Annotated in this window: 15 protein-coding genes; 5 read left to right on the top strand and 10 right to left on the bottom strand. The window is 62.9% G+C overall.

Translation table 11 applies throughout. The features are described from left to right. Positions 1 to 11: 11 nt before the first annotated feature. The 5 genes from ftsL to ACRQEC_RS00715 form a co-directional block, all read right to left on the bottom strand. The gene (ftsL, locus tag ACRQEC_RS00735; RefSeq protein WP_301574918.1) at positions 12 to 401 is read right to left on the bottom strand and encodes a cell division protein FtsL; all 390 of its coding nucleotides are present in this window, start codon (positions 399 to 401) and stop codon (positions 12 to 14) included. Further along, positions 398 to 1,384: a 16S rRNA (cytosine(1402)-N(4))-methyltransferase RsmH gene (gene rsmH, locus ACRQEC_RS00730; protein ID WP_301574919.1), complete on the bottom strand. Its 987-nt coding sequence runs from the start codon at positions 1,382 to 1,384 to the stop codon at positions 398 to 400. Before rsmH ends, ftsL begins: the two co-directional genes overlap by 4 nt. A 112-nt stretch (positions 1,385 to 1,496) precedes the next feature. Beyond that, a complete protein-coding gene (mraZ, locus tag ACRQEC_RS00725; protein WP_026428575.1) occupies positions 1,497 to 1,928 on the bottom strand; it encodes a division/cell wall cluster transcriptional repressor MraZ in 432 nt (143 codons plus the stop codon). A 380-nt stretch (positions 1,929 to 2,308) separates the two neighbouring features. Beyond that, a complete protein-coding gene (locus ACRQEC_RS00720; protein ID WP_435729798.1) occupies positions 2,309 to 2,716 on the bottom strand; it encodes a DUF3040 domain-containing protein in 408 nt (135 codons plus the stop codon). Between the two features lie 220 nt (positions 2,717 to 2,936). Continuing rightward, positions 2,937 to 4,205, bottom strand: a complete 1,269-nt coding sequence (locus ACRQEC_RS00715) for a DNA polymerase IV (RefSeq protein ID WP_301574921.1) — start codon at positions 4,203 to 4,205, stop codon at positions 2,937 to 2,939. A gap of 178 nt (positions 4,206 to 4,383) precedes the next feature. On the opposite strand from ACRQEC_RS00715, the gene ACRQEC_RS00710 reads away from it, so the two are divergent. After that, complete coding sequence (locus tag ACRQEC_RS00710) at positions 4,384 to 5,229, top strand: spermidine synthase (protein ID WP_284889621.1); 846 nt, start codon at positions 4,384 to 4,386, stop codon at positions 5,227 to 5,229. 32 nt (positions 5,230 to 5,261) lie between these two features. On the opposite strand, the gene ACRQEC_RS00705 is transcribed toward ACRQEC_RS00710, so the two are convergent. Next, positions 5,262 to 6,383, bottom strand: coding sequence for a PAC2 family protein (locus ACRQEC_RS00705; RefSeq protein ID WP_284889622.1), 1,122 nt, complete (start codon positions 6,381 to 6,383; stop codon positions 5,262 to 5,264). A 267-nt stretch (positions 6,384 to 6,650) separates the two neighbouring features. On the opposite strand from ACRQEC_RS00705, the gene ACRQEC_RS00700 reads away from it, so the two are divergent. Together ACRQEC_RS00700 and ACRQEC_RS00695 are read left to right on the top strand one after the other, a co-directional pair. Next, complete coding sequence (locus ACRQEC_RS00700) at positions 6,651 to 8,924, top strand: HelD family protein (protein WP_284889623.1); 2,274 nt, start codon at positions 6,651 to 6,653, stop codon at positions 8,922 to 8,924. 153 nt (positions 8,925 to 9,077) lie between these two features. Continuing rightward, positions 9,078 to 11,180, top strand: coding sequence for an AMP-binding protein (locus ACRQEC_RS00695; protein WP_301574923.1), 2,103 nt, complete (start codon positions 9,078 to 9,080; stop codon positions 11,178 to 11,180). A gap of 72 nt (positions 11,181 to 11,252) precedes the next feature. On the opposite strand, the gene nrdR is transcribed toward ACRQEC_RS00695, so the two are convergent. Next, positions 11,253 to 11,756 carry a transcriptional regulator NrdR gene (gene nrdR / locus ACRQEC_RS00690; protein ID WP_026428570.1) on the bottom strand — a complete coding sequence of 168 codons (504 nt, stop codon included), beginning with the start codon at positions 11,754 to 11,756 and terminating at the stop codon, positions 11,253 to 11,255. 114 nt (positions 11,757 to 11,870) lie between these two features. Continuing rightward, positions 11,871 to 12,554, bottom strand: coding sequence for a LysM peptidoglycan-binding domain-containing protein (locus ACRQEC_RS00685; RefSeq protein ID WP_284889627.1), 684 nt, complete (start codon positions 12,552 to 12,554; stop codon positions 11,871 to 11,873). Positions 12,555 to 12,737: 183 nt separating this feature from the next. On the opposite strand from ACRQEC_RS00685, the gene lexA reads away from it, so the two are divergent. Beyond that, positions 12,738 to 13,445, top strand: coding sequence for a transcriptional repressor LexA (gene lexA / locus ACRQEC_RS00680; protein WP_284889629.1), 708 nt, complete (start codon positions 12,738 to 12,740; stop codon positions 13,443 to 13,445). Between the two features lie 143 nt (positions 13,446 to 13,588). On the opposite strand, the gene ACRQEC_RS00675 is transcribed toward lexA, so the two are convergent. Both ACRQEC_RS00675 and hflX read right to left on the bottom strand, forming a co-directional pair. Next, complete coding sequence (locus ACRQEC_RS00675; RefSeq protein ID WP_284889630.1) at positions 13,589 to 15,529, bottom strand: ATP-dependent DNA helicase; 1,941 nt, start codon at positions 15,527 to 15,529, stop codon at positions 13,589 to 13,591. Further along, positions 15,526 to 17,031 (bottom strand): GTPase HflX, encoded by a 1,506-nt coding sequence (hflX, locus tag ACRQEC_RS00670; protein WP_284889631.1) that lies wholly within the window; start codon positions 17,029 to 17,031, stop codon positions 15,526 to 15,528. Before hflX ends, ACRQEC_RS00675 begins: the two co-directional genes overlap by 4 nt. Positions 17,032 to 17,204: 173 nt before the next feature. On the opposite strand from hflX, the gene ACRQEC_RS00665 reads away from it, so the two are divergent. Then, positions 17,205 to 17,804 (top strand): class I SAM-dependent methyltransferase, encoded by a 600-nt coding sequence (locus ACRQEC_RS00665; protein WP_284889632.1) that lies wholly within the window; start codon positions 17,205 to 17,207, stop codon positions 17,802 to 17,804. Positions 17,805 to 17,861 lie beyond the last annotated feature (57 nt).

Raw genomic sequence — 17,861 nt, 5'->3', positions numbered from 1 at the left:
TGTCCTTCGTGTCACTCCCCCGGAATCGGAGCAAGAATTGTAGCGGACCCCAGGTCCATATGCTGAACGTCCGTGGCGGGGACGAGGCCGAGGGCCTGCGCGCGTTCCTTGAGGCCTTGCGGAGTGGAGGCCCCCACCACTTCATCCGTGAGGGTGGACTCCACCGATTGCGCGACCGCCAGCTCCTGCTTGACGGAGCGGATTTCGTACGCCGTGCCTACCATACGCGTATTAAGCGCGAAAACTGTGGCAAACGCGCCGAAGAAGAGCGCCAGGCAGATGATCACGGTGCCGAGGCAGCCACGGTGCGCCGCCGGAGTGGGAATAAGCGTCAGCTCGGGACGCCCCGAGATGACGGGACGGGTACGCGGCGCTGCAACAACGTGGGGCTGTGCGCTCATAGCTGACCTCCGGGGCGGATTTTCTCGGCCGCGCGTAAGCGAACGGACGCGGAGCGAGAATTGCGGGTAATTTCTTCTTCATTGGCTTGGATAGCTCCTCGGGTGAGGAGCTCCAGCCAGGGTTTATGTTCTTCAAGTTCAACGGGCAAACCCTTGGGAGCCCGGGAGGTAGCACCGGCGGCGAAGGCCCGTTTCACCAAGCGGTCCTCGAGGGACTGGTACGCTTCGACGACGATGCGCCCACCCACTCGCAACGTGGTGAGGGCTGCCGGCAGGGCTCGTTCGAGCGTTCCAAGTTCGTCATTGACCGCGATGCGTAGTGCTTGGAAGGTGCGCTTGGCGGGATTCCCGCCGGTGCGCCGTGCCGGGGCGGGAATCGAGGAGCGCACGATCTCCACCAGTTCACCGGTACGGGTGAGCGGGGCACTGGCGCGCCGTTCCACAATGGCGGTGGCAATACGGTGGGCGAATTTTTCCTCCCCGTACTCGCGCAGAATCCGGGTGAGTTCCCGCACCGATGCGCTCGCGAGGATATCCGCAGCGGTGCGCCCGACCTGGGCGTTCATGCGCATATCGAGCGGAGCGTCATGGGAGTAGGAGAACCCGCGCTCGGTTTCATCCAATTGCAGGGAGGACACTCCCAAATCCATGAGGATTCCATCCACGGGGCGATTGCCCGCTGCCGCGGCCACGTCGTCGTACGTAGTTTGGACGGGGCGGAACCGCTGCCCGAAACGGGCCAGGCGCTCCCCCGCCAAGGCGATGGCGGCCGGGTCGCGGTCGATTCCGATAACGGTGAGGTTCTCGAAACGCTCGAGGAAAGCTTCGGTGTGCCCGCCCATCCCGAGGGTGCAGTCAACGAGGACCGGAGCGGGAACCTGGAAGGCGGGAGCGAGAAGCTCGATGCAGGTGTCCACGAGCACCGGGGCATGCAACGCGTTCCCAGCGGCGCGCGGCGCGCCCGGGGTGCGTGCTGTCTCCATCCTGTGCCCTTCTCATTACGGCGCCCGCGATAGTGATCCCCCGCGAGCGATCTGAAGCTGGGGAAGTGCCTCAGAGCTCTCGCGAAAGACCGCCACCGCGATCACGCGATTCCTAGAAGAGGCCGGGAATGACCTCTTCCTCCCTATCGGCGAAAGCCGATTCTTGATCCTCCAGGTAGGCCGCCCACGCGGCGCTATCCCAGATTTCGACCCGGTTGCCCGTGCCGATAACCGCGAGGTTGCGATCCAGGTTCGCGTAGCTGCGCAGCATGGCCGGGATGGTGATTCGCCCCTGCTTATCAGGGATGTCATCCACAGCGCCGGAGAGCAGCACGCGGGTATACGACCGCGCCTCTTTGGACGTCAAGGGGGCTTTAGCCAGGGTCTGCTGCAATTCCACAAAATCCGCGAGCGGGAAAACGTAGATGCAGTGTTCCTGACCGCGCGTCATCACCAGCCCGCCCTGGAGCTGGTCACGAAATTTGGCGGGCAGGATGATTCGGCCTTTGTCGTCCAATTTGGGCTCATACGTGCCGAGGAACATCTACCGCACCCCCTCTCGTGGCGCTTGCCTCCACTTTACTCCACTTTCCTCCACCAGTTTGCCACGGCAGGGGTATGTCGCGCTAGTGATCCCTAGAAAAGCGCGCCAGAACACGGAAAAACGAGTGGAGGGCTGGTGGAGTGTGGTGGGGAGATCAGTGGCGGATAATCCGTGGTGTGGGACGCCAGAACGGTGGAGCCTGGAGGGCGCGGGGCGGTTGGTTCGCTTCGTGGAGCACCGTGGATGGCCCGGCGCGCCCTTGCCCGGCGGCGCCGTCGTACCTAAAAAGAAAAGAAAAACGGTGAGAGGATCGATATCCTCCCACCGTTGTGGGTGCTGAGTTTGAGCTACCAGCCGACCGGGCCGGCGCTACCGCTTTTCTAGTGTTCGCCGCGGCGGCGCTTTTCCCAGATTTCTTGCTGGCGCCGCATAAAGGACGATACACCGCCCGGCCCGGACGACGTTGGCGCCCCGCCAACGCCGGCAGGCACCGCCACTTTCTCCGTGTGCACGCCCGCGAGCGCGTACCACACCGAGGCGAACATGATAATGACACCGAGCAAACCGAGCCACCACATCTTCGGTGCGGAAATCCCGCCGATAAGAATGGCGATGCCCGCGACCAGCCCGAGAATCCCCAGTACGAGATTGCGCACGGACAGTTGCCGACTGATGGCTTCCACTTCCGGCGCAGCGGGCTTCATATTACGTGCGAAGCTGGGATCCTCGTTGGTGAGCTGTGCTTCCAGCTCCGCGAGCATCTTCTTCTCGTAGTCCGATAGGGCCACTGTGCCTCCTTGTTAATGTACTGCTGCCAGTCTACCGTGCGCGGCGCGCCAGCGTCACGATATGTTGTGTCACGATACACCGCTCTGGTGCCCCGTGTGTCCGCCCGGCGCGGAGCTTCCCGGCGCCGCGCCGTCGCGCCCCGTGCCGGTCCATCCAGCCCCGCCGTCGCGCCCCGTGCCGGTCCATCCAGCCCCGCCGTCGTGCTCCGTTCCGGCACGTTTAGCCCCGCCGCCGCGCACCGTCGCCGGCACGTTTAGCCCCGCCGCCGCGCACCGTCGCCGGCCGGTGTAAGAGACTTGCCGGGCCGAGCGCCCCGACCCCGAAGCGCGAGCGCACCGCATCCATGGCGCTCTCAGCTTCCCCGCGGCGCGGATCATCATCGAAAGCGAGCTGCTGGTAGCCGCCTTGCTCGCTCAGGTTCTCCACGCGCAAGCCCAGGAGCCGCAAGCCGGCGGCGGTCATCTCCACCCCGTCCAGGAGCTCGCGGGCGCGTTCGTAGATCTCGGCGGCAACCTGGGTGGCTTGCGGCAGTGTTGCCGAGCGGGTGATGGTGGTGAAATCCGGGAAGCGCACTTTAATGGCGACGGTGCGCCCCACCAGGCCTTTTGCACGCAGCCGAGTGGCGGTGTCATGCGCCTGGAAAAGTAGAATACGGTGGAGTTCGTCCCGGTCAGCCAGGGGGTCGAAAAAGGTTTCTTCGCGTCCGATGGATTTTTCCTCGCGGCTCGGGGTGACGGGGCGCGAGTCGACGCCGCTGGCCAGCTGGAAGAGGTGATCTCCGGCAGCGGTGCCGAGGAGGCGGCGGAGCTGGTCCGGGCCGGCAGCTGCGACGTCGCCCACCGTTTCGATCCCGTGCAAACGCAACCGTTCTTCGGTGCGCCCGCCCACACCCCAGAGCGCTCCGGCCGGTAAGTCATGCAAAAACTCGAGGGTAGCCGCGGCGGGAATGAGGAGCAGCCCATCCGGCTTGGCGTGCGCGGAGGCAATTTTGGCCACGTGTTTGGTCGCGGCGATCCCCACGGAGGCCGGCACCCCAACCTCGGCGCGGATACGGGCACGCAGCTGCTGGCCGATTTGTACAGGTGAGCCGAACAGCCGGCGCGCTCCCCCGACGTCCAGAAAAGCTTCGTCCACGGAGAGCTGCTCCACCAGCGGGGTGACCTCCCGTAAAATCGCCATGATTTTCTCTGAAACATTCCGATAGAGCCCCAGGCGCGGGGTGAGCATAATGAGATTCGGGCAGCGCCGCCGCGCCTGCCCCACCGGCATCGCGGAATTCACCCCGAAGGCGCGCGCCTCGTAGGATGCCGCCGCCACGACGCCCCGTTCCTGGCCGCCCACCGCGACGGGGCGCCCGCGCAGCTCCGGGTGGTCGAGGAGCTCCACCGATACGAAAAAGGCGTCCATATCAATATGGAGGATGGGTGTTCCCGAATCGTCATCGCCCCAGGAATGGCGGGCGGCGCGTGATCGCGGTGCGCGTGACATGAGCCCTCCGTTCCCTCTCGCTCCATTTCCTCGGGTGCGGTGTCCGTGCGCCCGGGGTCGTTCACCCGGTTTCCGGGCGCCCGGTTTCTACTCGCTCCGCTACGCTCGCGCACTCTCGCGCGCGGTTTCGTTTCCTGAGTTCCCCTCGCGAGGGCGCGCTCTCCATTAGGCTGGAGCTGTGAGTGTGCCTACAGAACCCGTGCGAACTGATTATGCCCTCGCCGAACTGGATCGGCGCTCGGATCGCCCCTCCCTCGTGACGCTCTACCTGGACGGGGTGGAATCTTCCGCCCTGGACCTTGACGATCCCACGTATCTGGAATTCGAGTATATGCAACAGTTTAGGTGCATTCTCGAGGCCATGTACCCCAAGCGCGAGCCGCTGCGCGTGCTCCACCTGGGTGCGGCCGGATGTGCGTTCCCGCGCGCCCTGGATGCCGCCCGCCCCGGCTCGCGCCAGCTCGCTGCAGAAATTGACGGGAAACTCGCCACGTACGTGCGTGAATGGTTCGATCTGCCCCCGTCTCCGCGTTTGCGCATCCGGGTCCAGGATGCGCGCGTCACCTTGGATACCACGGCGGCGCGCTGGGATGTGGTGGTGCGGGATGCTTTCGCCGACCGCGACGTCCCGTCCCATTTACGTACCGGCGACGCCGCTGCGCGGGTCGCCCAGGTTTTGCAACCGGAGGGCGTGTATCTCCTCAACTCGGTGGCCTCCACCGGCCTGACCCGCTTCGCGAATGAGTCACGGGCTCTCCTCGAGCATTTCGAGCACGTGCTGGCAATTATGGATCCGGCGGTGCTGCGCGGGCGCCGTTTCGGCAATATTGTGTTGGCTGCCTCCCAGCGGGAATTTGCTTTCGCGCAGATCGAGAGGCTGGTGCGCCGTCTCCCGCTCCCGGCGCGCATGGTGGGGCGGGCGGATTTACGCCGCCGAGCCCGCGGCGCCATCCTCGAGAGCGATGCCGATATTGGCTACGTGCCTGCGGGTGCTCCCGCGCCCGGGGCCGTGACCGACAGTTAATCCGAGCCCAAAGACTCATCCGGGCCTAAAAACTAATCCGCGGCGTGCCGGCCGCGCGGGCGCTGCGGCGCCTCTCCCCCGCCGTCCTCACCGTGGGCATCCCCCTCCGCTCCGGTTTGAGCCTCGCCTCCGGTCTGCGCCTCGGTGCCGGGCTGGTGCCCGCTGCTGGCGTGCTGCCAGGCGGCCCGCATATTTTCTAGGCGTTCCGTCAGCTGCGCCTGCTCGTTATCCGCGTGCTCCTTACGCTTGACCATCGAGGCATCCACTCGGGCGAGGAAACTTTCCGCGGCCCGCCCAATTTCATCGGCGCTGGGAACAGTGAGGGTATGCTGCGGGGCCTGGATAAGCCCGGGGTGCCCTTCCGCGCGATCATATTCGTGTTCCAGGGCCGCCACGATGTCCGCGAGCTGCTCATTCTGCTCGGTGAGCTGGGCAAGCTGCTCGGATTCTTCAGCGGCACTGGCTTCCAAATCTCCCAGTGGCAAGCTCAGCCCGGCCGTTTTCGCGAGCATGGACAGCGCGCTAGCCGCCCCGGCCGCGTAATGGTGCCCCGCGATATACATGGGCACCCGCACCGTTACCGAGAACGTTGCCACGCCCATTTGCCCGAGGCTGTATTCCAAAAAATCAGAGAAAGAAGCCGGGTACCACACATCGGCTTCCAGGGCGGGAGCCACCGGATCGGCATTGCGCGTGCGGATGAGCATATCCGGCTGGCGGGTATGGGGCAGCGCACCGGCAACCGATCCGGCCCGGTAAAGCCGTTTCACCCCCAGTTGCGCGAATACCGCCATGAGCTCCGAATTAAGACCCTGCCAGCAAAAATCGGGTTCGGTACCGAGCAGGAGCAAAAACGAGGTACCTTCAATATCCTTCGCGTGGAAGAGTCCGAGCGCCGGGATAGCGATATCCTCCAGAGCACCGTTGAGGTAGTGCACCCGCGGGCGCTGCGCCCGGTAATCAACCAGCCCATCCACATTAATATCGGCCACCGGGCTGAGATCCAGGGTGTAGAGCTGGGAGGCAATAAGTTCGGAAACCGAACCGATGTCATTGATGGGATCGGTGAGATGAACGACGACGCTCTCGAAACGCTCCCCGTTCGCCCAGGAATCTTCATGTTTCCCCTCGCAGGGGTAAACGAAATAGTTCACCGTGATCCTCCTCCCTCTCCAGCTCGCTAGCTTCCCCTCCAGCCTAGACTACCGGCCTGGCCGAGTACCCTGGGCGCCGTCGTACCTCCATAACGGCAATCTCTACAACGAGACGTAAGCGCACACGGTTCCGGTATTCGCCACCGGCTGATCACTGTCGTTCCCGTCACCGCACTATAGCGCGCCCCGGTGTTTTCCGTAATAATTGATTGTTACTTTTTTGCAGGACGCCACCCGATAATTTTCGGTCATCAGGAGGAGCCGCTCGTGGTTAACGATCCTCACAGCGCGCGCGAGGACGCGATACGGGAAGAACAGCTTTTCGTGGACACTGCGTACCGTGCCCTTGACCGCCAGCGCGAGGCTTACGCCCAGCGTCTGGCCGCGGTTCGCAGTCAGAGCGGTCAGGAAAGCGCCGGTGAAATGACCGAGCGCGATTCCTTCGCCACCCATTACGAAGATAATCTCACCCGATTGCGGCGGGTGGAAAACCGCTTGGTTCTTGGGCGGCTCGATACCCGCGAGGGCGAAACGGACCATATCGGGCGTATCGGCTTGAAAGACGAGGCCGGGGACATCCTGCTTCTGGATTGGCGCGCCCCGCAATCCGAACCGTTTTATCGGGCCACCGCGGCACACCCCGGGAAGGTGCGCCGCCGGCGCCATATTCAGACGCGCCTGCGCACCGTGACCGGCGTGGAAGATGAACTTCTCGATTCCTCGCAGGCCTCCTCGGATCTCAATTTGACGGGTGAGGGCGCCCTCATGGCGGCGATGAACGCGGCGCGCGACGGGAAAATGAACGATATCGTCGCGACGATTCAGGCCGAACAGGACCGTATTATTCGCGCCGATTCCAATAATGTGCTCGTGGTTCAGGGCGGGCCAGGCACCGGGAAAACGGCGGTGGCCCTCCACCGGGCGGCCTATCTTCTCTACACCCACCGCGAGCGCCTGGCGCGTTCCGGCGTGCTCATTGTGGGCCCCTCGCCGGTCTTTTTGCGCTATATCGACCAGGTGTTGCCTTCGCTGGGCGAATCGGATGTGGTGTCGACGACGCTCGCCGGGCTGGTGCCCGGCGTGACGGTCAGCGCCGTTGACACTGCCCCAGCCGCGGAGATTAAGGGGCGCCTCGTGTGGCGCACCATTGCCCCGCGGGCGGTGCGCACCCTCCTGGAGCGTCCGCTCCTCCGCCCCGTACGCATGCGCATCAGCGGGGTTGATGTGCGGTTGACCCAGCAGGATGTGGAGAATGCGCAGCGGCGGGCTCGCCGTACCGGTAAGCGCCATAATGAGGCCCGCGATACCTACGCGAAATACCTCGTGGATGTGTTAGCCCGCCAGGTTGCCGCGGGCCAGGACGTTGAACTTTCGGAAAATCCGTGGATTATTGCGGACGTGGCGGAGAGTATTGACGCGCGCCGTGAGATTAATTTGCGTTGGATGCCGTCCTCCGCGGTGGCGCTACTCGAGCGCCTGCTCACTAAGCCGCATCTCCTTGCCGAGGTAGCCCCCGAGCTCAGCGCTGCCGAGCGGGCCGCACTCGCGCGCCCGGCCGGGCACGGCATTACTATCGCCGATATTGCCCTCATCGATGAATTCGCTGAGGTCCTTGGGCCTTTTGCCACCGATGCGGAGCGCCACGCGCGGGCGGCCCGCGATGCGGCCGAGCGCAATCGGCTTAGCTACGCCGGGGAAACGATGGAGGCCCTGGGCGTGGGCGGCGGGATCGTGAGCGCGGAGCTGCTGGCCGAACGCATGGGCGGGCGCGGGGACGGCAGTTCGCTGGCCGAGCGGGCCGCCGCGGATCGCACCTGGACGTACGGGCACGTGGTGGTTGATGAGGCGCAGGAGCTCTCCCCCATGCAGTGGGAGATGCTCATTCGGCGCAATCCCTCGCGTTCCATGACGGTGGTCGGTGACCTGGACCAGCGCCCCGATGGTTCCCCGCGCGCCGGGTGGGAAGGGCTGCTGGGCCGCCTGGCTGATCGGGTGCGAGTGGAAGAACTCACGGTTTCCTACCGAACACCGGCCGTTATTTTGGATACTGCCGGTGCGGTGCAGCGCGCCGCCGGTGTGAAGGTACGCCCCGTGCGTGCGGCGCGTACCGAGGGCGGCGCCGTGGAGATCGCTAAACGTTGCGCGCCGGGCACTCTCGGTGCGGGCGCTATTGCGGCGACGTCGCAGGTGTGTCAGCGCTTGGATGCGCGCTACGGGCAAGCCGGTACCCTCGGGGTTATCGTGCCGGAAGCTCGGCTAGCGCAGGTGGCGGCGGATATCGGCGCGGCTCCGGAGCTGGCCGAATGGACTGTGGATGTGACGGGGCGCGATGTCACGGCGCGTATCCAGGTTCTCACGGCGGTTCAGTCCAAGGGCTTGGAATTTGACGCTGTTGTGTTGCTGGAACCGGCTGAGATTTTAGCCGAAGGGCCGGGCAATATTTACGTGGCGATGACGCGCCCCACCCAGCTTCTCTCCGTGGTTTCTGAAGGGGATCTCCCTGCCGGGCTCACCGCGAGCGCGGCGGATACAGGAGTCTAGCTGCACCGTGGAGCGCCGGTGAGCGTAGGTTCGTAGGGCGTAGGTTCGTAGGGCGTAGGCTCGGCGGACGTGGGCCGCAGTTCCCAATTGCTACCACTATGATTGATTAGTCAATGCTGTGAGGCTGCCGTTCGGGTGGGTAAAGGAGTAGGAATGACCGTGAAACCTTGGCTGGATATTTACCCGGAGTGGGTGCCTTCCGATATCACGGTGGATGAGGAGACTTTAGAAGAGTCGCTCCTGCGCGCTGCTGACCGGTACCCCAATCGGGTGGCCTTGGATTTCCTCGGGGCAACAACGAGTTACCGCGAACTTGTTGAGCGTGCTCGCAAGGTTGCTACGCTGCTACGTAATTTGGGGGTGCAGCGCGGGGATACTGTTGCTCTGGCTTTGCCGAATTGCCCGCAACATATGTATGCCCTGTGGGGTGCGATCTTGACGGGGGCAACCGTGGCGGAGATGAATCCGCTGGCCCCGCAACCGGAATTGCACCGCCAGATCGCGATGGTTGATGCGCGGGTTGTTATCGCGTGGGAGAAGACCATTGCCACGATGGCGCCGGCCGCTGATGACCCGCGCCATTATTTCGCGGTTGATCTTTCCCGTGATTTGCCACTGACGTCGCGGATGCTTCTCAAGCTTCCGGTGGCCCAGGCCCGCACCCAGCGCGCTCGTTTGCGCGGGGAGGTTCCCCCTCATGTGGCTTCTTTTGATCGGGAGTGGCGGAAGGCGGCCCCGATGGATCTTGCAACGTTCCGTAAACCGCAGGCGGACGACGTCGCTCTCTATATGTTTACCGGGGGTACCACGGGAAAGCCGAAAGCTGTTATGCTCACCCACCGGAATTTGGTATCCAATCGTAAGCAGATCATTGCTTGGGTGCCTTTTGAGGCTGATCATCACGAGGTAATCGCGGGGGTACTTCCCCTTTTCCATGCCTTCGGTTTTACCCTCATGATGATGTGCGCCCTGGATCTGGCGGCTACCGCTATCTTCTTGCCGAATTTCGATATTCCGTCCCTCTTGGCTGCTCAGAAACGCCGGCCGATTACGGTGCTGCCCGGGGTGACTCCTATGTTCTCCCGCATTCTTGCCGAGGTGGAGAAGCGGGAAGCAGCCGGGGAAACTATTGATCTGTCCTCGATTCGGTTCGGGGTGTCCGGCGCAATGGCGTTGCCGGATGAGGTGGCGCGCCGCTGGGAGGAACGCACCGGGGGCTTCCTCATTGAGGGATACGGAATGACGGAATCTTCTCCGGTGGTTTCCGGGTCTCCGATGAGTCAAGATCGGCGCCCGTCCACCTTGGGTGTTCCGTTCCCCGGCACCGAGGTTCGTATCGCCAATCCCGACAATTTGGCGGAGGACGCCGAGGATGTGGGTGAGATTTTGGTGCGCGGCCCGCAGGTGTTCGCTGGGTATCTGGGTGAGCCGGAGGAAACCGCGCAAGCGATGTTCGAGGATTGGCTGCGCACCGGTGACCTGGGGCGCTGGGATGGGCCTTTCGTTGTTATGGCGGATCGCGCAAAGGAAATGATTAATTCTTCCGGTTTCAATATTTATCCTTCCGAGGTGGAGGAGGTCCTGCGCGGGATGCCGGAGGTGCGCGATGTGGCTGTTGTGGGAATTCCCGCTGCGGAGCGTGGCGAGTCTGTGGTGGCGGCTCTTGTTTTGGAGCCGGGATCAACGGTTGATGTGGCGACGGTGCGACGCTGGGCGGAGGGTAAGCTCGCCCATTACGCGATGCCCTCCTCCATTGCTCTTTTTGATGCGCTTCCTACGTCTCAGTTAGGGAAGGTGATGCGCCGTTCGGTGCGCGAACAGCTGGATAATTTCGAGCTGAAAGCCGGCGTGTGGGTGAAGAAAGCCGGCGTGGTTGCGGGTAGTGCTACTGCCGCGGTGAGTGATATGACCCGTGAGACTTTCGAGCGGGTCTTGGCCGGGTTGGAGACCACCTATAACCTGACTGTTGATCAGATTCAAAGCTGGGCGTCTAGTGTCACAAAATCCGCTGCGGAAAGTGGCGATGCGGTACGCCAGTGGGTTGATAAAACGGCCCCCAGCGGCGAAACTATTGCAGCTTTTGTCCGCTCCGCGGGAGCCACGCTGGAGTCTTTTGCCACCTGGGTGGTGCGTTCCGGTCACGAGCTGGTTGCTGGTGCTACACGATCCGTCGCACCCACCACGGAAGACAAGGGTGCCACTGGAGACAACGCGATCGATCAGGAAGGCCGCGCCAAGTCCGAGGAAACCGCATAGCCCCGGCGACCGGTAGCACCCGGGACCACCGGAAGCACCCGGCCCTGGCACAGCTCTTTGCGCGTGGAACCCTCAGGATTGGGGTTTCGAGAAATCCGGCGATTCGGATGCTACCGGGACATCCGGATCTTGGCGTAGATCTGCGATGGCTCGCTCGAAGTCATCAATAGAATCGTAATTCGAGTAGACCGAGGCGAAACGCAGGTACGCGACCAGGTCAAGAGCCTTGAGCGGTTCAAGAATGGCAAGACCAATATCATGCGCATCGATCTGCGAGCTTCCCGAGGAGCGGACTTTTTCTTCCACTTGGGCTCCGAGCAGCGCAAGTTGATCTTCGGTAACCGGGCGCCCCTGGCAGGCTTTCCCCACCCCGCTAATGATTTTCTGGCGCGAGAATGGTTCGGTAGCACCCGAGCGTTTGACGACCACGAGGCTGGCTGTTTCCAGCGTGGAGAAGCGCCGGTGGCAGTTCGGGCATTCACGACGACGGCGAATGGACAGACCGTCATCAGCGGTACGAGAATCAATCACCCGTGAATCAGGGTTGCGACAAAATGGGCAATGCACATTAATCATTCTAAATGTCTCAGCTATAATACGCCAACCGCATAACTATGACGGATCCGCTAGCGCTACCCGTGGCACTATCCGCACCGACCGTGCCGCCCACGCACAGCCGGTAACGCGGGACTAATAGCCTGGAATCTCAAGCACTTGGCCGGGAACCAGGTCATGAGAAGCGAGTCCGTTGAGGTTCACGATATCCGCCACCCCGGTGGAAATATCCGGAACGCCCGGGATGCTGGCAGCAATGCTGGCCAGAGTATCCCCGCCTTGCACCGTTACCGTGGCCATTCCCGTTTCCAGGAAAGTGGTGCCTACGATCATGGCAAAGCTAGCCAGCAGAAGAGTGACAGCGATGGTCAGCGCCACCCGCATCCCCATGCGAACGATGGCATCCAGCGAAGCCGGAGCGGTACGCGAGCGGACTGCCGCTACCGCTGGCACGTGACTAGCTGATCGTTCTACCCCTAGGGCGAGCGATGACGCCACCGACCCTGTGCGTTGAGCGGCTGGCCGGGCAACCGGCTGTGGAGCGAAAGTAACTGGACGGCGCACCGCGCCCAGGGCCGGAGTATTCCAGCGCCGACGCGCCTGCGCTACTCGCAGCGCGGTGACTGAAGCTCCCCCGCGGGCATCCCCTAGGGCACCTCCGCGGATATCCCCACGGTCATCCCCGCAGCGCACTTCTCCCCCGCGCAGCTCACGGTGTACAGCAGCCGGGCGCTCAGCCACCACCCGCAGTTTCGGGTGCCGCCGGCTGGTGTGAGCACGGCTAGTTTCCCGCGGTATCTCCTGGTATGCGACACTCATTTTCCACTCCTCGAACATCCGTTCGCCGAACATCTGTATGTTAGACTAGTACGACAGTGAGGGTTTGTCTAGAACGTTCGTTCGATTCCGTTCGCTTCGCTAACGTTCCGGGCCTCGCCCTCATAGAACTATTCAAACCCGCCCTTACGACATAAAAATCGGCACGAACTCTCGGGAGTGCATATGGATCGTCCTCAGCTCACAGCTCGCCAGGCAGAGATACTGGACGTTGTTATTAATGGGATCGTCACCCACCGCGTCCCCCCAACGGTGCGGGAAATCGGCGAAGAAGTAGGAATGTCCTCCCCTTCCTCGGTGAAATACCAGCTCGATGCACTGGAAGAAAAGGGCTATATCTCCCGTAACCCGCGTCGGCCGCGCATGATTGAGCTCACGGAAGCAGGGATCGCCCATGCTCGCAGTTCTCGTAGTGATTCGGCGTGGGAAAGCACCCTGTTCCCCGTGGGTGAACCCGCTCAGAGCAGCCTGGAATCCGATGTGCCGGTGGATATTAGCGAGGCAATCAATGTTCCCGTCGTTGGGAAGATTGCGGCTGGGGCTCCGATTCTCGCCGAAGAACTTATTGAAGATGTTTTCCCACTCCCGCGCCAATTGACCGGAACGGGTGAGCTTTTCACGCTCAAGGTGCAGGGCGAATCAATGATTGACGCCGCGATTTGCGATGGGGACTGGGTTGTGGTGCGCCGCCAGCCCACCGCGGAAAACGGGGAAATCGTTGCCGCCATGATCGATGGCGAAGCCACGGTCAAAGTCCTCCAACGCCGCGATGGCCATGTCACGCTACTCCCGTGCAACCCCGCCTACTCCCCTATCCCCGCAGATGATAGCGAAGTGCTCGGCCGCGTCGTCATGGTGCTGCGCACCCTCTAAGCATCCTCTGGGTCAGCCAGCTTCGGCTAAGTCCTAGCCCGGAGCTACCTCCAGGCTAAGGCCCCGGGCCCAACCACGGCCAAGCCCACACTTGTGGCAGGTCAGCCTGCCGCCCGGAGGCGGCGTCGTCGTACTACTTCCCGTTACCCCAGCTGTTCCGCGAGCCGGCCCAGGGCCGCACGCACCACGGTGCCGTCGACCGTACCCCACATACGCGGGAGGGAGGCACGCAAGAACCCGCCGTAACGCGCCGTTACAAGCCGCGGATCCAGAATCGCCACCACGCCCCGATCCCCCTCGCTACGGATAAGGCGCCCAGCCCCCTGCGCCAGCAGCAGGGCAGCATGCGCGGCGGAGACATCCATAAACCCGTTAAATCCACGCTCGTTAGCCCGCCGCGAACGCGCCTGCACCAATGCGTCATTGGGCCGCGGGAAAGGAATCCGATCAATCGTCACCAGACGGCACGTCAGGCCGGGCACATCCACGCCCTGCCACAGCGAAAGCGTGCCAAAAAGCGAGGCATGCGGGTCCGCCGCGAAGTCCTTAACAAGCGTGGGCAGCTGGTCTTCGCCCTGCACGAAAATCGGCAGCTCAAGGTGCTCACGAGCGTAAGCCGCGGCCTCATTCGCCGCCTTGCGGGAAGTGAAAAGGCACAGCGCCCCACCCCGGGACGCCTCGACCAGCTCCACGAGTTCGCGCAGCGTCTCCTCCCCGTACCCGTCCTTTCCCGGCACGGGCAGGTGGCGCGCAATATAGAGAATGCCCTGCTGGTGGTAGGTAAAAGGAGAGCCGACGTCGATTCCCCGCCACGGCCCCTGACTCGGATACGAAAAACCAATCTGCCGAGCGGCCAGGTCGAAACGCCCGCCAATAGCGAGCGTGGCGGAGGTGAGGATCGCGGGGCGCGCCTCGAAAAGGGTATCCGCCAGCGGCGCGGACACGTCGAGCGGCGCCGCGCACAAACTCGACCGTCCCTCCAGGTCGCGGGATACCCACACGACGAGGGAGCCGTTCGCCACCTCGTCACTGACCATCGCGCTCACCATATCGACGCAGGTAGAAAGCCGGTGGCGCACTACCGCTTTCGTTGCGGCATCAGATTCGGTACTACCAGGCAGAGCTGCGACGTCGTTCTCCACCAGCTGCAATTCACGTAGCAACAACATAAGAGCGTCCTGCAGGGGCGCCGGAAGAGACGTGAGGCGCCCTTCCTCTAGCTCATCAAGAATATCGACGACGCCGTTACGGGCCCGTTCGATCCCATCAGCCAAGATTTTTTCGCGGCGCAGCAGGCGCGCCAATCCCGTGATTTCACCGTGGGAGAGCGCGAAGGTGAGTTGGCTGGTGACCCGATCGGCCAGGTCATGGGCTTCGTCCACGACAAAAGCATCCACGTCCGGGAGCACCGGGGTGCCCGAGCTATGCACGCCCAGCATCGCGTGGTTCGTAATAACGATATCCGCCTCCGCGGCCTCGGTGCGGGCGCGCACCGGGAAACACACCTCGCGCAGCGGGCACTTCACGCCCACACATTCGGGTTTACTCAAAGAAACTTGCCGCCACGCCCGCTCCGAGACCCCGGGAACAAGATCATCACGGTCCCCGGTCTCGGTTTCCGAGGCCCATTCGCGCAAGCGCATCACTTCTTCGCCGGTTGCGCTCGCGCCGTATTCCCCTTCGGCGCGGCTGACCAGGGCATCGTCTTCGGGGTAGCCGCCGTGGACTTTACGTAAACATACGTAATTATTCCAGCCTTTAAGCAGGGCAATATGCGGTTCGTGGCCGGTCACGGCGCTGACGGCCCGCGCCACTCGCGGTGCGTCCTGCCCCACGATTTGGCGCTGCAAGGCGAGGGTGGCGGTGGAAACGGCCGCGCGCTGGCCGGTGCGCACCGACCATTCCATGAGCGGGACCAGGTAGCCGATAGATTTCCCGGTGCCCGTCCCGGCCTGAATCAGCAGGTGGGAGGAGTCCTCGAGTGCGGTGGCCGTCTCCTCGACCATGCGATTCTGGCCCTCGCGGACTGCTCCCCCGAGATCCGCGACCACCAGCTCGAGGATCTCGGTTAGTTCTTTCCTCATGCCCGCGTCCCGGTGGGCATATCTGTTTGGGCACCCCAGCGGTCCTCAATCTGGCCTGCGATATTTGCTCGCACCCGCGCGTGGATGCGAGTTCCGGTGGGCAGATACTCAAGTTCCTCCAAGAGTTCGCCCTCTTCCAGGATCCGTGAAACAAGATCGCCGCGCTCGAAAGGAATGACCGCATCTATTTCAATATTCGGGTGAGGCAGTTCTTCTTCGATGCGCGCCAGAAGCTCATCGATACCCGCCCCGGTGTGGGAAGACACCGCGATAGCGGACGGGTAGCGCGAACGCAGCGCGGTCAGATCCACCGGATCAGCAATATCGGCTTTGGAGAGCACAATAATTTCCGGGATATCGCGGGCCCCGGGCACATCCGCGAGCACCTCGTGCACGGCGGTGACCTGGGCAACCGGATCAGCGTTGGAGGCATCGACGACGTGGAGGAGAACATCCGCCCCGTCCACTTCCTCAAGGGTGGAGCGGAAAGCTTCAACTAGCTGGGTGGGAAGATTCCGCACGAATCCCACGGTATCCGAAAGCGTGAATTCGCGGCCTTCCGGGGTGAGGGCTTTGCGGACCGTGGGATCGAGAGTAGCAAAAAGCGCGTTTTCCACCAGAACATTGGCGCCTGTCAGCCGGTTGAGCAGTGAGGATTTCCCGGCGTTGGTGTAGCCAACCACCACCACGGAGGGAATCCCGGTACGGCGCCGTTCGGCACGCCGGGTGGAGCGGGCCGGTGCCATCTTTTTGATATCGCGGCGGAGTTTTGCCATGCGTTGGCGGATGCGGCGTCGATCCAATTCGAGCTGGGTTTCACCCGGGCCGCGCGACCCGATGCCGGCACCGCCAGCCACCTGCCCACCGGCCTGCCGCGACATCGATTCGCCCCACCCGCGCAGGCGCGGGAGGAGATATTCGAGCTGTGCGAGCTCGACCTGGGCTTTGCCCTCTTTCGATTGGGCATGCCGCGCAAAAATATCGAGGATGAGCGCGGTGCGGTCAATCACTTTGACATTGACGATATCTTCGAGGGCACGCCGCTGGGAGGGCGCGAGCTCAGTATCGACGATAACGGTATCGGCTTCCTGGGCTTCGACCATCGCGGCGAGTTCGCGTGCCTTTCCGGCGCCCAGGTAGGTGGCACGGTCGGGTAGCGCGCGCCGCTGGATCACTCCGGCCAGTACCGTTGAGCCGGCGGTATCCGCCAGTGCGGCGAGCTCGCGCAGGGATTCTTCGGCGCGGGGGCGATCCTCAGAAAAGACTCCCACGAGGATGACCCGTTCGAGGCGAACCTGGCGGTATTCGACATCGATGCCTTGTTCGCGTTCGATACCGCGCGCTAGGCCTTCCACTTCTTGGAGGCCGGTGTGGTCACGGTGGATGCTATCGGCATTGGCCTGCCAGGCGGTATCGGCTTGGAGTACCGTGCCGCGGCGGGTGGAGATATCGACATCACCGACGTGGTGGTTGTGTTCATGTACTTCGTTGCTAATGGCCACGTTCTCCTTTGTATTCGCTTTTATTTTCTCACGTTGTGCCGGAGTTTCCTACCGGGAAGTGGCGCGTGCTTCGGGTATGTGCGCGGGATTCTTCGAGACGGTTTCCACGGTGGTTTTCACGAAAGTTTGCGCGACAGTTTCCGCGCCGCTGCGCGCTCCTTTAAGCTGGTGTTATGACTTCGCACTACTTTTCAGAGCATCCGGATACCGCGAGTAATGCGCGCACCCTCGAGGTTACAATCCGCGAACGGGACTATTCCGTTACGGTTGACGACGGCGTCTTTTCCGGCGGTGGCCTCGATAAAGGCACCGCGGTGCTCTTACGAAAAGTGCCCGAGCCGGAGCTGGATCCGGGCGATATCGCGGTGGATCTCGGGTGTGGCTGGGGGCCGATCACCTTGGCTTTGGCCACCGAGGCACCTCAGGTTATCGCGGTGGATGTGAATGAGCGGGCGCGCGAATTGACCCGCGTCAATCTTGACGCGAATGGCTTGCGAGGCGAGGTGTTGGCTCCGGATGCGGCTCTGGAACGCTTGGGTGAGAAGTCGATTCGGTTGCTGTGGTCGAATCCTCCTATTCGTATCGGGAAAGCTGCCCTGCATGAGCTGCTTAGCACGTGGTTGGGCCGTCTGAGTGATGACGGGGAAGCGTATCTGGTTGTGCAGAAGAATCTGGGGGCTGATTCCCTTGCTTCCTGGCTGGTAAACGAGGGGTATCAGTGCGAGAAGATCGGTTCCTCTAAGGGATTCCGGGTCTTGTACGTACGCCGGTAGTAACACGGGAGCTAACTCGATACTTACAGAGGCGCTCCTTCAGTAACCGCCGCGCCG

This window comes from Actinotignum saccati, assembly GCF_051265055.1.
Taxonomy (GTDB): domain Bacteria; phylum Actinomycetota; class Actinomycetes; order Actinomycetales; family Actinomycetaceae; genus Actinotignum.
Note: the sequence above shows the minus strand (reverse complement) of the source record. Positions and strands in the feature narration are given on the sequence as shown.

Bases quoted from the DNA above. Each gene is read 5' to 3' on its own strand.
- nrdR (WP_026428570.1), bottom strand. From the start codon at position 11,756: ATGATTAATGTGCATTGCCCATTTTGTCGCAACCCTGATTCACGGGTG.
- rsmH (WP_301574919.1), bottom strand. From the start codon at position 1,384: ATGGAGACAGCACGCACCCCGGGCGCGCCGCGCGCCGCTGGGAACGCG.
- ftsL (WP_301574918.1), bottom strand. From the start codon at position 401: ATGAGCGCACAGCCCCACGTTGTTGCAGCGCCGCGTACCCGTCCCGTC.
- ACRQEC_RS00685 (WP_284889627.1), bottom strand. From the start codon at position 12,554: ATGAGTGTCGCATACCAGGAGATACCGCGGGAAACTAGCCGTGCTCAC.
- ACRQEC_RS00675 (WP_284889630.1), bottom strand. From the start codon at position 15,529: ATGAGGAAAGAACTAACCGAGATCCTCGAGCTGGTGGTCGCGGATCTC.
- ACRQEC_RS00665 (WP_284889632.1), top strand. From the start codon at position 17,205: ATGACTTCGCACTACTTTTCAGAGCATCCGGATACCGCGAGTAATGCG.
- ACRQEC_RS00715 (WP_301574921.1), bottom strand. From the start codon at position 4,205: ATGTCACGCGCACCGCGATCACGCGCCGCCCGCCATTCCTGGGGCGAT.
- ACRQEC_RS00695 (WP_301574923.1), top strand. From the start codon at position 9,078: ATGACCGTGAAACCTTGGCTGGATATTTACCCGGAGTGGGTGCCTTCC.
- mraZ (WP_026428575.1), bottom strand. From the start codon at position 1,928: ATGTTCCTCGGCACGTATGAGCCCAAATTGGACGACAAAGGCCGAATC.
- lexA (WP_284889629.1), top strand. From the start codon at position 12,738: ATGGATCGTCCTCAGCTCACAGCTCGCCAGGCAGAGATACTGGACGTT.